Origin of the sequence: Bradyrhizobium sp. U87765 SZCCT0048, assembly GCF_018131225.1 — a bacterium.
Lineage (GTDB): Bacteria > Pseudomonadota > Alphaproteobacteria > Rhizobiales > Xanthobacteraceae > Bradyrhizobium_A.
The window spans coordinates 114133-127761 of record NZ_JAFCMM010000002.1; the positions used below are offsets into that span (position 1 = coordinate 114133).

At 67.3% G+C, this 13629-nt stretch carries 14 protein-coding genes; 4 read left to right on the top strand and 10 right to left on the bottom strand.

The annotated features are described in order from the left end of the window. Positions 1-113: 113 nt before the first annotated feature. Complete coding sequence (locus JQ639_RS13795) at positions 114-1892, bottom strand: acetolactate synthase 3 large subunit (protein WP_211967172.1); 1779 nt, start codon at positions 1890-1892, stop codon at positions 114-116. Positions 1893-2337: 445 nt separating this feature from the next. Here JQ639_RS13795 and JQ639_RS13800 point away from each other — a divergent pair, with 445 nt between their 5' ends. After that, complete coding sequence (locus JQ639_RS13800; RefSeq protein WP_211967171.1) at positions 2338-2520, top strand: hypothetical protein; 183 nt, start codon at positions 2338-2340, stop codon at positions 2518-2520. 30 nt (positions 2521-2550) lie between these two features. On the opposite strand, the gene JQ639_RS13805 is transcribed toward JQ639_RS13800, so the two are convergent. Continuing rightward, complete coding sequence (locus JQ639_RS13805; RefSeq protein WP_211967170.1) at positions 2551-2730, bottom strand: hypothetical protein; 180 nt, start codon at positions 2728-2730, stop codon at positions 2551-2553. A 75-nt stretch (positions 2731-2805) separates the two neighbouring features. After that, positions 2806-3744, bottom strand: coding sequence for a tRNA (adenosine(37)-N6)-dimethylallyltransferase MiaA (gene miaA, locus JQ639_RS13810; protein ID WP_211967169.1), 939 nt, complete (start codon positions 3742-3744; stop codon positions 2806-2808). A gap of 50 nt (positions 3745-3794) precedes the next feature. On the opposite strand from miaA, the gene serB reads away from it, so the two are divergent. Continuing rightward, complete coding sequence (gene serB / locus JQ639_RS13815) at positions 3795-4688, top strand: phosphoserine phosphatase SerB (RefSeq protein ID WP_211967168.1); 894 nt, start codon at positions 3795-3797, stop codon at positions 4686-4688. 7 nt (positions 4689-4695) lie between these two features. On the opposite strand, the gene JQ639_RS13820 is transcribed toward serB, so the two are convergent. After that, positions 4696-5571, bottom strand: coding sequence for a LysR substrate-binding domain-containing protein (locus JQ639_RS13820; protein WP_211967167.1), 876 nt, complete (start codon positions 5569-5571; stop codon positions 4696-4698). 97 nt (positions 5572-5668) lie between these two features. Here JQ639_RS13820 and JQ639_RS13825 point away from each other — a divergent pair, with 97 nt between their 5' ends. Together JQ639_RS13825 and JQ639_RS13830 are read left to right on the top strand one after the other, a co-directional pair. Further along, on the top strand, positions 5669-6175 hold the full coding sequence (locus tag JQ639_RS13825) for a lipocalin-like domain-containing protein (protein WP_211967166.1): 507 nt from the start codon (positions 5669-5671) through the stop codon (positions 6173-6175). Positions 6176-6192: 17 nt separating this feature from the next. Next, positions 6193-7368, top strand: a complete 1176-nt coding sequence (locus tag JQ639_RS13830; RefSeq protein WP_211967165.1) for an enolase C-terminal domain-like protein — start codon at positions 6193-6195, stop codon at positions 7366-7368. A 73-nt stretch (positions 7369-7441) separates the two neighbouring features. On the opposite strand, the gene JQ639_RS13835 is transcribed toward JQ639_RS13830, so the two are convergent. The 6 genes from JQ639_RS13835 to JQ639_RS13860 form a co-directional block, all read right to left on the bottom strand. Further along, entirely contained in the window at positions 7442-8959 is a 1518-nt protein-coding gene (locus JQ639_RS13835) for a DegQ family serine endoprotease (RefSeq protein WP_211967164.1), read from the bottom strand. A gap of 240 nt (positions 8960-9199) precedes the next feature. Continuing rightward, on the bottom strand, positions 9200-9403 hold the full coding sequence (locus JQ639_RS13840; protein WP_211967268.1) for a DUF2065 domain-containing protein: 204 nt from the start codon (positions 9401-9403) through the stop codon (positions 9200-9202). 272 nt (positions 9404-9675) lie between these two features. Further along, positions 9676-10590: a protease modulator HflC gene (gene hflC / locus JQ639_RS13845; protein WP_211967163.1), complete on the bottom strand. Its 915-nt coding sequence runs from the start codon at positions 10588-10590 to the stop codon at positions 9676-9678. Further along, positions 10587-11723 (bottom strand): FtsH protease activity modulator HflK, encoded by a 1137-nt coding sequence (gene hflK, locus JQ639_RS13850; RefSeq protein ID WP_211967162.1) that lies wholly within the window; start codon positions 11721-11723, stop codon positions 10587-10589. The genes hflC and hflK overlap by 4 nt, the downstream gene beginning before the upstream one ends. A 148-nt stretch (positions 11724-11871) precedes the next feature. Then, on the bottom strand, positions 11872-12387 hold the full coding sequence (locus tag JQ639_RS13855; protein ID WP_211967267.1) for a dihydrofolate reductase: 516 nt from the start codon (positions 12385-12387) through the stop codon (positions 11872-11874). A gap of 29 nt (positions 12388-12416) precedes the next feature. Next, entirely contained in the window at positions 12417-13211 is a 795-nt protein-coding gene (locus JQ639_RS13860) for a thymidylate synthase (protein ID WP_211967161.1), read from the bottom strand. Positions 13212-13629 lie beyond the last annotated feature (418 nt).

The following is a 13629-nucleotide window of genomic DNA, read 5'->3' on the forward strand; positions in this document are numbered from 1 at the left end:
GCTTGCCCCGGCAATCCAGCTTGCTTCAACGCGGCTCAGCCGTCGAAGCTGGATGCGCGGGTCAAGCCCGCGCATGACGCAGAATGTGTGGCCATCCATCGGCATCTATCAGCTCACACCAGCGCCTTGCCGCCGGCGAACGCTTTCGCGGTCGCCTCGTCGGTGGCTTCCGCGGGCAGCAGCATCTCGTTGTGCGCCTTGCCCGACGGGATCATCGGGAAGCAGTTCTCCAGCGCCGCGACGCGGCAGTCGAACAGCACCGGGCGCTTGATGCGGATCATCTCCTCGATGGCGCCGTCGAGATCGCGCGGCTTGGTGACCTGCATGCCGACGCAGCCGAATGCATCCGCGAGCTTGACGAAGTCCGGCAGCGCCTCCGAGTAGGAGTGCGACAGGCGGTTGCCATGCAGCAGCTGCTGCCACTGCCGCACCATGCCCATGTACTGGTTGTTGAGGATGAAGATCTTGATCGGCAGTTCGTACTGCACCGCCGAGGACATCTCCTGCATGGTCATCTGCACCGAGGCATCGCCGGCGATGTCGATCACCAGGCTGTCGCGATGGGCGACCTGCACGCCGAGCGCCGCCGGCAGACCGTAGCCCATGGTGCCGAGGCCGCCGGAGGTCATCCAGCGGTGCGGCTCCTCGAAGCCGAAGAACTGCGCCGCCCACATCTGGTGCTGGCCGACCTCGGTGGTGATGTACGTATCATGGCCACGCGTCAGCTCGAACAGGCGCTGGATCGCGTATTGCGGCAGGATCACCTCGTCGTTCTTCTTGTAGGCGAGCGAGTTGCGCGCCCGCCAGGCGGCGATCTGCTGCCACCACGGCTTGATGTCCGGCGCCTTCGCCTCGGCCTTGAACACCTGCAGCAGGTCGCCGAGCACGTTGGCGACGTCGCCGATGATCGGCACGTCGACGCGGATGTTCTTGTTGATCGACGACGGATCGATGTCGATGTGGATCTTCTTGGAGCCCGGCGAGAACGCATCGGTGCGGCCGGTGATGCGGTCGTCGAAGCGCGCGCCGACGCACAGCATGACGTCGCAGTCATGCATCGTCATGTTGGCTTCGTAGGTGCCGTGCATGCCGAGCATGCCCAGCCAGTTCTTGCCCGATGCCGGATAGGCGCCGAGGCCCATCAGCGTCGAGGTGATCGGGAAGCCGGTGACCGCGACCAGCTCGCGCAGCAGCTGCGAGGCCTCGGGGCCGGAATTGATCACGCCGCCGCCGGAGTAGATCACCGGGCGCCTGGCGTTCGCCAGCAGCGACACCGCCTTGCGGATCTGCTCGGCGTCGCCCTTGAGGCGTGGATTGTAGGAGACATGGACATCGGACTTGCGCGGCGGCGTGTAGGTGCCGACCGCGAACTGCACGTCCTTGGGCACGTCGACCACCACCGGGCCCGGACGGCCGGTGGTCGCGACATAGAACGCCTCGTGCAGCACGCGCGGCAGGTCCTCGATGCGGCGCACCAGCCAGTTGTGCTTGGTGCAGGGCCGGGTGATGCCGACGGTGTCGCACTCCTGGAACGCGTCGTTGCCGATGAGATGGGTCGGCACCTGGCCGGTGATGCACACCAGCGGGATCGAATCCATCAGCGCGTCGGTCAGCGGGGTGACCATGTTGGTCGCGCCCGGACCCGACGTCACCAGCGCCACGCCCGGCTTGCCGGTCGAACGGGCATAGCCTTCGGCCGCATGGCCGGCGCCCTGCTCGTGGCGCACCAGGATGTGCTCGACCTGGTTCTGCTGGAAAATCTCGTCATAGATCGGAAGGACAGCGCCGCCGGGATAACCGAAGATGTGCTCGACCCCATGGTCGATCAGCGCGCGGACGATCATCGCCGCGCCGGTCATCTGGTTGGGATCGTTGCTCGTGCTGTCGCTCATGGTTCACTCCGGATCCGCTTGCCGCTTGGCCGGGGAGCTTCAGGCCCCCGGAAAGTCGTTCGAGGTAATAAAAAAGGGCCTCTGAAGGGCCCTTCACACCGCCAGGATTTCAGATGGCCTCAGCCACCCCCGGCGGTGTGTCGAAGGACGATAAGTACGACAATGTTGGTAATAATATTGCGCATTTCTCGTCCAGAATTCCTGAAGGTTGCGCGCCTTATAGCCCCCACCCGGCCAAAGTCAAGCCGAACGCGCCTTTTGGGGGCCATTTCCAGCGCGGTTCCGAGCCTAACGCGGTTCATTCCGCAGAGCGAGAGGCAAAGTTGGCGGGCGAGCCATGCGCGCCCGGCGGACGGGTTTCAGAACCTCCGCCGGTCCGGAGAACCTCCGACGGGCCGGCAGCGACTGATAGGGGTGTAGATCCCCGGAGCATGAAAGACGCACCATGCCACACTGGTTTCTCCCCCTGCTGGCGCTGATCGGACTGGGCGCGTTCTTCTACTTCGGCTTCTGGCGCGGCCTCAGCAACCAGCGCGATCCCGACAACCGCGACAGCGGCGACGCGAGCGCTGCGCGTGACCTGCTCGGCAGCGGACACAGCGGTGGCGACGCCTCCGGGCATCACTGAGCAGCGGAGTCCACACTCCCGGCACGCCGTTCAGTCGTCGTCAACGAGGTGGATATGCCGCACACTCAATGCCGCGAGCAGTTGCTCGATCTGCCCGACCGTCAGCGGCGCATGACCGAGCAGTTCGTTGAGGTCGCGAAAGCTGATGTTCCCCTGCCTCGCCGCCAGAATTGCGGCGCCCTCGACAGCCCGCCGCACCGCGTCGTCCATACGCTCTCTCCCCGACAGGTCTCTCTACCCATCGAGAGATGGTCGTGACGCCCCTTTCGGGCTTGCGCGCTGTCGTTACCCCAGCCCGCGCAGGGCAAACGCCTCGGCGAGCCAGGCACGCGCCTCGTGGGGCGCGATCCACTGGAACTCGGGCATCTGGTGGCGGAACCAGGTGAACTGGCGCTTGGCGTAATGGCGGGTGTCGGTCTGGCCGATGGCGATGGCTTCGTCGCGATCGATCTCGCCGGCGAGATGGCGGATCAACGCGGGCACACCGTGGGCCTTCATCGCCGGCAACAGCGGGTCGAGCCCGCGGGCGGCGAGACGACCGACCTCGTCCAGCGCGCCCTCGTTCAGCATCACGGAAAAGCGGGCATTGATGCGATCGTAGAGCTCGGCACGCTCCGGCGCCAGGAACAGCGCCAGCGTCTCGTCCGGCGGCAACAGCGGTGGCAGGCCCTCGCGATGCCAGTCGCTGAGCGAGCGGCCGGTGGCCTCGACGACCTCCAGCGCCCGGGCGACACGGACACGGTCACGCGGCTTGAGCTTGAGCGCCATCAGCGGATCGCGCAGCGCCAGTTCCCGATGCAGCGCCTCCGCGCCGCCATGCTCCAGCCGCGTCCGCACGTCGTCACGCACCTTCTGCGGAATCGGCGGCACCGCCGACAGCCCCCGCGTCAGCGCCTTGAAGTACAGCCCGGTGCCGCCGATGAAAATCGGGATCCGGCCGCTCTCCCGCGCCTCATAGAGGGCGGACACCGCGTCGTTGACCCACATCCCGGCGGAACAGTTCACGCCGGCGTCGGCATAGCCATACAGGCGGTGCGGCGCGCGGGCCTCGTCGTCCGGCGTCGGGCGCGCGGTGAGCACCCGCAAGTCCCGGTAGACCTGCATGGAATCGGTATTGATGATGATCCCGTCGACGGCGCAGGCGAGGTCGAGCGCCAGCGCCGACTTGCCGCTGGCGGTCGGTCCTGCGATAAGCACGGCCCGGAACGGACGATGTCTGTTCACGTGCTGCCCCTGTGGTTCACGCCCCGGTCCTCCCTAGCCCAAGGTCTGCAATGTCGCTCGTCGCCACGCTGATTTCCAATCCCAACGACCCCGCGCTGGACAGCACGGCGATCGACGCAGCGTGCGCCATTCTGCCCGCCGACGCCAGACCATCGTGGCTGCACGACGAGGTCGCCGCCGATATCACCTTCAGCAGCGACGAGGATCCCCGCGCCATCGCCGAACGGCTGCGCGCGGCCCGCGGCGACCTGCCGATCGATATTGTGGTGCAACCGGTCGCGACGCGACGCAAGAAGCTTTTTCTCGCCGACATGGATTCGACCATGATCGGCCAGGAGTGCATCGACGAACTCGCCGACTTCGCCGGCCTCAAGGCCCACGTCGCAGCGATTACCGAGCGAGCGATGCGCGGCGAGATCGCGTTCGAGCCGGCGCTGCGCGAGCGCGTCGCGCTGCTCAAGGGCCTGCCGACCAGCGTGGTCGACGAGGTGCTGGCCAGGCATATCACCCTGACGCCGGGCGGCATCGAACTGGTGCGCACCATGCGCGCCCATGGCGCCTACACCTGCCTGGTGTCGGGTGGCTTCACCGTGTTCACCACCCGCGTCGCGGCGATGATCGGATTCCAGGAAAACCGCGCCAACACGCTGGAGACCGACGGCGACCGCTTCGCCGGCACGGTGAGCGAGCCGATCCTCGGCCGCGAGGCCAAGCTCGCGACGCTGCTGGAGCTGCGCGAGTCGTTCGATCTCGATGCGATCGACACCCTCGCCGTCGGCGACGGTGCCAACGATCTGGCGATGATCGAGGCCGCCGGCCTCGGCGTCGCCTATCACGCCAAGCCCAAGGTCGCCGCCGCCGCCGGCGCGCGTATCGACCATGGCGACCTCTCCGCGCTGCTCTACGCCCAGGGCTTCAAGCGCACCGAATTCGTCACCGCCTAAGCCTACTTCACGCCGGCAGATTCTCCGCCACCGTGGCGACGATGGTGGCGCGCAACGCCGCCAGCGTCGGCGCCAGCGCGCGGCCGCCGTCATGCAGGCACACCGGCAACGCTCCCTCGGCGATCGCCGGCAGACCATCATCGATGACACGCAGCGTCGACGGCAGCCCGACCGCCGTGCGCAGCGTGACGCCGAGACCGGCGGCGACCGCCGCCCACAGGCCGTGCAGGCTCGGGCTCGTGAACGCAATGCGCCAGCGCACGCCTGCGGCGTCGAGCGCGGCGAGCGCGCGCTGGCGGAAGAAGCACGGCGCCTCGTACATCGCCAGCGGCAACGGCTCGTCGGGCGGCCATACCGTGTTGGCCGACGCCGCGCCGATCCACACCAGCGGCAGCGGCGCCAGCACCGCGGCGTCGCTGCGCATGCCGCTGCCGATCGCCAGCACGAGATCGAGCTCGCCGTTGTCGAGCCGCTCCAGCAGCCGGCGATTGCGATCGACCACCGCGTCGATCCGCACCGCCGGATGGCTGCGGCGGAAGCGACCGAGCGCCGTCGGCAACCACGTTTCGGCGAAGTCCGCCGGCAGGCCGAACCGCACCTGCCCCTCCACCGCGCGGCCGTGCAGCGCGGCGACGGCCTCGTCGTTGAGATCGAGGATGCGGCGCGCATAGGCCAGCATCAGCTCGCCCGCGTCGGTCAGCACGAGATGACGGCCCTGCTTGTGGAACAGCGGCTCGCCGACCTGCTCCTCGAGCTTGCGGATCTGCTGGCTGACCGCCGACTGCGAGCGGCCGATATGGTCGGCGGCGCGGTTGAAGCTGCCGAACTGCTGGGTGGTCACCAGCGTCCGCAGCACGTCCATGTCGAGGTTGACGCGGCTCATCGTTCAGTTTTTTGAATTCGATGATTTAGAACTATCGTATTTTCTTATGAATTTACAGGCCTATCGTGCGGCAGCCCATCCTTCCGGAGCCTGCCCCATGAAGACCTTCCCTGCCCTGCCCGCCGGCCTTGCGGCCCTCGGCCTGCTGACGCTCGGCCTCGCCATGCCGCACGCCGCGCCAGCCACCTTTCCCCTCGCCGGCACCTGGACCCTGGTCGCCGCCGACGTCGTCCATCCCGACGGCAGCCGCGGCCGCGACTACGGCGCAGCGCCCAAGGGCCTGCTGCTGGTGGACGCCAGCGGCCACTACTCGCTGCAGATCTTCAAGGCCGAACGGCCGCGCTTCGCCGCCGGCGACAAGGCCGCCGGCACCGACGCCGAGTTCAGGCAGGCCGTGCTCGGCGCCAGCACCCACTACGGCACGATGGCGCTCGATCCGGCGAAAGGCACGCTGACCTTCCGCATCGAGGCGTCGTCCTATCCCAACTGGGAAGGCGCCACGGAAGCGCGTCGCTACGAGCTCAAGGGCGGCGAGCTCAGCTACAGCGTGCCGCCGCGGCCGAACGGCGACACGCCGATCTCGGTCTGGCGGCGGCTGGACTAGCGGAGCCGGAGCAGGCCATGCGCATTGTCGATATCCGCGAACGCACCATCGCCGTGTCGCGCTACGTCGATCCGGCGATCGCGTCCGGCGGGCTGACCACCAGCCTCATTGCCGTGGTCACCGACGCGATCCGCGATGGCGCCCCCGTGATCGGCTACGGCTTCGCGTCGGTCGGACGCTATGCGCAGGGCGGCCTGATCCGCGAGCGCTTCGCACCCCGCCTGCGCGCGGCGCCGGCGGAGGCGCTGTGCGATGACGCCGGCACCAACCTCGATCCGTTCCGCGTCTGGCGCGTGATGATGGCCGGCGAAAAGCCCGGCGGCCATGGCGAGCGCTGTGTCGCGGTCGGCGCCCTCGACATGGCGATCTGGGACGCGGCGGCGAAGATCGCCGGCGAACCGCTCCATCGCTTCCTGGCGCGGCGGATCGGTTGCCGCGAGCCGCCGCCTGCGCGCGTGCGGGCCTATGCCGGCGGCGGCTACGTCTATCCGGTGGACGACCTCGCCCGTCTCGCCGACGAGATGCGCCGCTTTGCCGATCTCGGCTTCACCCATGCCAAGATCAAGATCGGCGCGCTGCCGATCGACCAGGACCTGCGCCGCATCGCGGCGGCGGCCGCCGTGCTCGGCGATGCCGCGCGCCTCGCCGTCGATGCTATGAACAGCTACGACCGCGACCGCGGCCTCGTCGCCGCGCGGCAGCTCGCGCCGCTCGGCCTGTGGTGGTTCGAGGACATCTGCGATCCCCACGACTTCGCGACCCATGGCGATGTCGCGGCCGCCTACGCGCCACCGATCGCAGCCGGCGAAGCGCTGTTCTCTCTGGCCGAAGCGAAGCTGCTCGACAGATATGGCGGACTGCGGCCGGCGCAGGACATCCTGCTGTTCGATCCCGTGCACTGCTACGGGCTGACGGGCTACCTGCCGATCGTCGACCATCTCACCGCCGCGGGCTGGCCGCGCAGCGCGTTCTGGCCGCACGGCGGCCACCTGTTCGCGCTGCATGTCGTCGCCGCGCTCGGCCTCGGCGGCGCGGAGATCACGCCGCTCGGCTTTGCGCCGTTCAGCGGCGTCGCGCCGGGCATGACGGTCAGCGGCGGATTCGTCGACCTGCCACAGGCGCCCGGCATCGGCTTCGAGCTGCACGATGCCGCCCGCGATGCCTTCCGCAGGGTTCACGACGACGCCCGCTGAGCAGCGCGACCGTCAAAACGACGATGGCCGGGACAAGCCCGGCCATCGCTCTCATCACGATTGCAGAGACGGCTTACTGCAAGCTGAGCGCCACGAAGCGCAGCTCACCGTCGGCATTGGCGATCAGCAGCAGCACGGACTTCTTGCCGTCCTTCTTGAGCTGATCGACCCGCTTCTTGACGTCGGCGCCGTTGGTCACCGCTTCCTGCGCCACCTCGACGATGACGTCGCCGGCGCTGAGCCGCTTGTCGGCGGCATCGGACGCGCCGTCGACGCCGGTGATGATCACGCCCTTCACGCTCTCCTTGATCTTGAAGCGCGTGCGCAGATCCTTGGTCAGCGCCGCGAGATCGAGGCCGAGCGCCTTCTGCGTCACCGTCTTGTCGGTGTCGGGCGTGCTCGACTTGGCCGAGGCCGGCGTCGGCTTTTCGTCGTCGGGCAGGCGGCCGAGTGTAACCTGCCTGGTCTCTTCCTTGCCCTTGCGGATGACGATGACGTCGACGCTCTTGCCGACCGCGGTATCAGCCACCGCGCGCGGCAGGTCCTTCATCTCCTTGATGTCCTTGCCATCGAACTTGACGATGACGTCGCCCGGCTCGATGCCGGCAGGCTTCGCCGGACCCTTGTCCTCGACACCGGCGATCAGCGCGCCGCGCGCCGGCTTGATGTTCAGGCTGTCGGCGATTTCATCGGTGACCTGCTGGATGCGCACGCCGAGCCAGCCACGGCGGGTCTCGCCGAACTGGCGCAACTGCTCGACGACGCCCGCGACGGTCTTCGACGGCACGGCGAAGCCGATGCCGATCGAGCCGCCCGACGGCGAGATGATCGCGGTGTTGACGCCGATGACCTCGCCATCGAGGTTGAACAGCGGGCCGCCCGAGTTGCCGCGATTGATGGCGGCGTCGGTCTGAATGTAGTTGTCGTAGGGACCGGAGTTGATGTCGCGGTTGCGCGCCGAGACGATGCCGGCGGTCACCGTGCCGCCGAGCGAGAACGGGTTGCCGATCGCCACCACCCATTCACCGAGGCGCAGCTTGTCGGAGTCGCCGAACTTGACGGCGGTCATCTGCTTGTCGGGCGTGAACTTGAGCACCGCAAGATCGGTCTTCTTGTCGCGACCCATCACCTGGGCGCGATACTTGGTGCCGTCGTTGAGAATGACGTTGATCTCGTCCGCGTCGGCGATGACATGGTTGTTGGTGACCACGATGCCCGCCGTATCGATGATGAAGCCCGATCCCAGCGAGTTCACCTTGCGCGGCTGGAAGCCCTTGTCGCCACCCTTGCCGCCGCGGCGGTTCTTGAGGAAGTCGTCGAAGAACTCCTGGAAGGGCGATCCCGGCGGCAGCTGCATGTTCGGCATGTCTTCGCCGCCCCGCGCCTCGACGGTCTGCGAGGTCGAGATGTTGACGACCGCGTCGATCACCTTCTCCGCGACGTCGGCGATGCCGTCCGGTCCGCGCGCCGCGGCGGGCGAGGCCGCCAGCAGGCCAGCGACGGCGGCACCGGCCGCAGCACGAACGATCGGGCGAAACAGCCGGGATCGCGAAGGCAGGCAGTGGCTCAATGCTGCGATGGCATTGGTCATAGGGTGGTCGTCTCCTGAAACAAAAGGGATCGCCAAGTCCGGGCCAGAGTGCGCCGGAACGAGGGGCCGGCGCAAGCGGTTCCGGCCTCGATCAAGGCGCGGATTGCGGCGAAATACGGGCGTTTGGCCGCGAATGCCGGCGCGTTCCGATGGCACCCGTTTACGCGGGCATCATCGCAAAATCGTGACCATGCGGCGAAGGCGGCCGGACACCACCGGCGGCACGGACGACCGGCGGCCTCAGTAGCGCCGGATCAGCCAGATCAGGATCAGGCCGAACACCGCCGAGCCGATGCCAACCACCCGCAGGATGTTGTCGGGGGTGAGGATGGCGCTCTTCATCGCCTCGCGCATCCAGTTCGGCAGGGCCGCAAACAGCAGGCCCTCGACAACGAGAAGAATGCCGACGCCGACCAGCAAGTCGGAAAACGCAATCGACCTCAGCACACCCAGCCTCCCCGGCGACGCTCGCGTGGCGCGATGCTTGAACCGTCGTGTCCCGTCGCGCGGGACTTCGCCCCATCGCCTTAGACAGACCCCGCGGGCCGCCGCGACGGCGATCCGCCCGTGCTGTTTAATGCATGAGCCGCGGACGTGGAAAGCGGTTTTCGGAAGGGCTGGTCGGCGCTCGGGCGCGGCAGGCCATGACCACGGTCATGGCCGAGGCAATGGCACAAAAGGAACAGGCGCCGGAATGACCGGCGCCTGCGTGGTCGTCACTGGTTGGCGGGAGCCGCGGCGCCCGCCCGGGGAGCCGCCGTCTTGCCGGCCGGATTGCTGAAGTAGCGGAAGAAGTCCGAATCGGGCCGCAGCACGAAGCGGGTATCGTTCGGCTTCAGGCCCGACTCATAGGCCGCCATCGAGCGATAGAACGCGAAGAAGTCCTGATCCTTGCCATAGGCTTCGGCGAAGATGCGGTTGCGCTCGCCGTCGCCTTCACCGCGGATCTGCTCGGCCTGCGAGTTGGCATCGGCGATGATGATCGTCGCCTGGCGGTCGGCGCTGGACCGGATCTCCTGGGCCTTCTGGCCGCCCTGGGCGCGGAACTCGGCAGCCTCGCGCTGACGCTCGGTCTGCATCCGCTGATAGACCGCCTGGCTGTTCTGCTCGGGCAGGTCGGCGCGGCGGATGCGGACATCGACCACGGCGATGCCGTAGGCGTTGGCCTCGCGGTCGAGCTGGTCGCGGATGCGGGTCATCAGGGCGTCGCGCTCGTCGCGCACCACCTGGATGAACGTCACCTCGCCGAGCACGCGGCGCATCGCCGAGTTCAGCAACGTGGTGAGCTGCAGGTTCGCGGCCTGGATGGTGCCGACGCGCTGGTAGAACAGCAGCGCGTCCTTGATGCGATAGCGCGCGAAGGCGTCGACCACGAGACGCTTCTGGTCGGACGCGATCACTTCCTGGGACGGGTTTTCGAGGTCGAGAATGCGCTTGTCGATCTCGATCACGTTCTCGATGAACGGCGCCTTGACGTGCAGGCCCGGCTCGGTGACGACCTTCACCGGCTTGCCGAACTGCACCACCAGCGCCTGCTGGGTCTGACGCACGGTGAACAGCGCGCTGTAGCTGACCACGACGAGGGCGATCAGCAAGAGGATCGCCACGATTCCTGAAACGCCGGACTTCATCGCGTGCTCCCCTGCTGTGCCTGCGGCGCGGCCTGCGGCCGGCGCATCAGCTCGGTCAGCGGCAGATAGGGCACGAAGCCCTGTCCCTGTCCGCCTGATGAGCCCGGATCGATCACGACCTTGTCGGCTGAACCGAGCACCCGCTCCATGGTTTCGAGATAGATGCGCTGCCGCGTCACGTCGGGCGCCTTCTTGTATTCGTCATAGACCTTCAGGAAGCGCGCGGTCTGGCCCTTGGCCTCCGCCACCGCCTGCTCCTTGTAGCCCTGCGCTGCCTGCAGGATCTGTGCGCCGCGGCCACGGGCGTCGGGCACGACGCGGTTGGCGTAGGTCTGCGCCTCGTTCTGCAGCCGCTCGAGGTCGGCGCGCGCCGCCTGCACGTCGCGGAAGGCGTCGATGACCTGCGCCGGCGGGTCGACCTTCTGCATCTGCACCTGCTGGATCAGCACGCCGGAATTGTAGCTGTCGAGCGTCTTCTGCATCAGGTCCTGCACCGCCGTCTCGGTCGCAGTGCGCGCGCCGGTCAGGATCGGCTGGATGTTGGTGCGGCCGATCACCTCGCGCATCGCGCTCTCGGCCACCGCCTTCACGGTGCCCTCGGGATTCTGGATGTTGAAGAGGTAGTCGCCGACGCCATCGTTCTTGATGCGCCACAGCACGGTGAAGTCGACATCGACGATGTTCTCGTCGCCGGTCAGCATCAGGCTCTCTTCCGGCACGTCGCGGAAGCTGCCGCCGCGGCGGGATTCGTCATAGCGCATGCCGATGCTCAGCGTGGAGACGCGCAGCGCCTTCGGCAGCAGCACGCTCTCGATCGGATACGGCGCATGGTAGTGCAGGCCCGGGCCGACGGTGCGAACATGCTGACCGAACCGCAGCACGACGCCGAGCTCTTCAGACTGCACGCGGAAGAAGCCGGACAGCGCCCAGATCGCCACCGCCGCAACCAGCAGCAGCACGATGCCCATGACGCTGAAATGACCGCCGGGAAGGATCGACTGCAGGCGGTCCTGGCCGCGCCGCAGAAGGTCCTCGAGATCGGGTGGCCTTGGTCCCGACGACTGCGGGCCGGAGCCCCACGGCCCCTTCGGACCCGAGCCCCATGGGCCGCCACCTTGATTCTTCCACGGCATCAGTTGTCTCCTTGACGCGGACCGACGGCGTCGGACGCAAGCCGGACGGCTTTATAGGGGACGGCTTCGCCCCTTACAACGCAGCAACCAGTCCGCCAGCAGGTAGGCGCGGCCCGATTTTTGTCAATGCAAACATCGGGAAACGGGGTTAATGCGACGCCCGGCGTAGATATGTCGCATAAGTGAAACTGGCGCTGTCGTCGGCGCCGGCGTCGTTGAGCACGCGCGCGGTCTCGTCCCAGCGCGCCGGGTCCGGAGCCCTTAAATCACGGAGAAATGCGTCGCCGTCAGGTTGCGCATGGATGTGCGTGACCTCGAGACGGTCGGCGCGGTCGATCCACTGGGCATAGATCTCGGCGCCGCCGATCACCATGATTTCGGAGGCTAAACGACGCAGCGCATCGCCGCGCGCGACATCGAGCGCTGCGTCAAGCGACCGCGCGACGATTGCGCCCGCCGCCTGGAACCCGGTGTCACGCGTCACCACGATATTGGTCCGCCCGGGCAACGGCTTGCCGATCGACAGGAACGTCTTTCGGCCCATGACCACCGGCTTGCCGAAGGTCAGCGCCTTGAAGCGCTTGAGATCGGATTTGAGCCGCCACGGCATCGCATTGTCACGGCCGATGACGCCGTTGTCGGCGACGGCGACCACAAACACCATCTGCAGCGGCGTGGCGCTGGCCGCCGCGCTCACACCGCGACCTCGGCCTTGATATGCGGATGCGGATCGTAGCCGGTGAGGGTGAAGTCCTCGTAGCGGAACGAGAAGATATCCTTCACGTCGGGATTGAGCACCATGGTCGGCAGCGCGCGCGGCGCCCGCGTCAGTTGCAGCCGCGCCTGCTCCAGATGGTTGGAATAGAGATGGGCGTCGCCGAGCGTATGCACGAACTCGCCGGGCTTCAGGCCGGTGACCTGCGCGACCATCATCGTCAGCAGCGCATAGGACGCGATGTTGAAGGGCACGCCGAGGAAGACGTCCGCCGAGCGCTGGTAGAGCTGGCACGACAGCCGCCCCCTGGCGACATAGAACTGGAACAGGCAGTGGCACGGCGGCAGCGCCATCTGGTCGACGTCGGCCGGATTCCAGGCCGAGACGATCAGGCGGCGCGAGTCCGGGCTCCTGCGGATCATCGCGATCAGGTTGCTGATCTGGTCGATGGTGCGGCCGTCCGGCGCCTGCCAGGAGCGCCACTGCTTGCCGTAGACCGGTCCGAGATCGCCGTTCTCGTCCGCCCACTCGTCCCAGATCGTGACCTTGTTGTCGTGCAGATACTTGATGTTGGTGTCGCCGGCCAGGAACCAGAGCAGCTCGTGCACGATCGCCCTGAGCGGCAGCTTCTTGGTGGTCAGCATCGGGAAGCCGCGCGCGAGGTCGAAGCGCATCTGATGGCCGAACACCGACAGCGTCCCGGTGCCGGTGCGATCGGTCTTCTCCGCGCCGTCGGCCAGAATCCGTTCGAGCAGGTCGTGGTATTGATGCATCGGCGCCTTTTCCGCATTCGGCCAAGTCTGCATTCGGCCAAGTCTGAATTTGGCCAGTTCTGCATTCGGCAAGGTCTGCATTTGGCCACGGCTGGAACCCGCAGCGACTCGCCCTGCCCGCGACACATCATATACCGCGGAGGCCCGACGCCGGGACCGGAACATGGCCACCGGCCCCGCAAACGACAAGACCACGCCGGAGGTTATCACCCGCCGATTGCCGCCTGTGGATGCCTCCCCGTGGCGGGGGCCGCCTGATCCCTCTCCCGTCAGCCTCCTGCGGACATGCCCGGCCGCGCTAGCGATGTTGTGATCAGCGTCAAGGTGCTGATCCCTTGAAGCTTTTTCTTGTGTCCAGGCGACCTGTGCACTGGAGCCCGGCAGGACGATTGAATCCTAATTAGTAGGATGCTATCTA

Bases quoted from the DNA above. Each gene is read 5' to 3' on its own strand.
- JQ639_RS13795 (WP_211967172.1), bottom strand. From the start codon at position 1,892: ATGAGCGACAGCACGAGCAACGATCCCAACCAGATGACCGGCGCGGCG.
- JQ639_RS13800 (WP_211967171.1), top strand. From the start codon at position 2,338: ATGCCACACTGGTTTCTCCCCCTGCTGGCGCTGATCGGACTGGGCGCG.
- JQ639_RS13805 (WP_211967170.1), bottom strand. From the start codon at position 2,730: ATGGACGACGCGGTGCGGCGGGCTGTCGAGGGCGCCGCAATTCTGGCG.
- serB (WP_211967168.1), top strand. From the start codon at position 3,795: ATGTCGCTCGTCGCCACGCTGATTTCCAATCCCAACGACCCCGCGCTG.
- JQ639_RS13820 (WP_211967167.1), bottom strand. From the start codon at position 5,571: ATGAGCCGCGTCAACCTCGACATGGACGTGCTGCGGACGCTGGTGACC.
- JQ639_RS13825 (WP_211967166.1), top strand. From the start codon at position 5,669: ATGAAGACCTTCCCTGCCCTGCCCGCCGGCCTTGCGGCCCTCGGCCTG.
- JQ639_RS13830 (WP_211967165.1), top strand. From the start codon at position 6,193: ATGCGCATTGTCGATATCCGCGAACGCACCATCGCCGTGTCGCGCTAC.
- JQ639_RS13835 (WP_211967164.1), bottom strand. From the start codon at position 8,959: ATGACCAATGCCATCGCAGCATTGAGCCACTGCCTGCCTTCGCGATCC.
- hflC (WP_211967163.1), bottom strand. From the start codon at position 10,590: ATGAAGTCCGGCGTTTCAGGAATCGTGGCGATCCTCTTGCTGATCGCC.
- hflK (WP_211967162.1), bottom strand. From the start codon at position 11,723: ATGCCGTGGAAGAATCAAGGTGGCGGCCCATGGGGCTCGGGTCCGAAG.
- JQ639_RS13855 (WP_211967267.1), bottom strand. From the start codon at position 12,387: ATGGTGTTTGTGGTCGCCGTCGCCGACAACGGCGTCATCGGCCGTGAC.
- JQ639_RS13860 (WP_211967161.1), bottom strand. From the start codon at position 13,211: ATGCATCAATACCACGACCTGCTCGAACGGATTCTGGCCGACGGCGCG.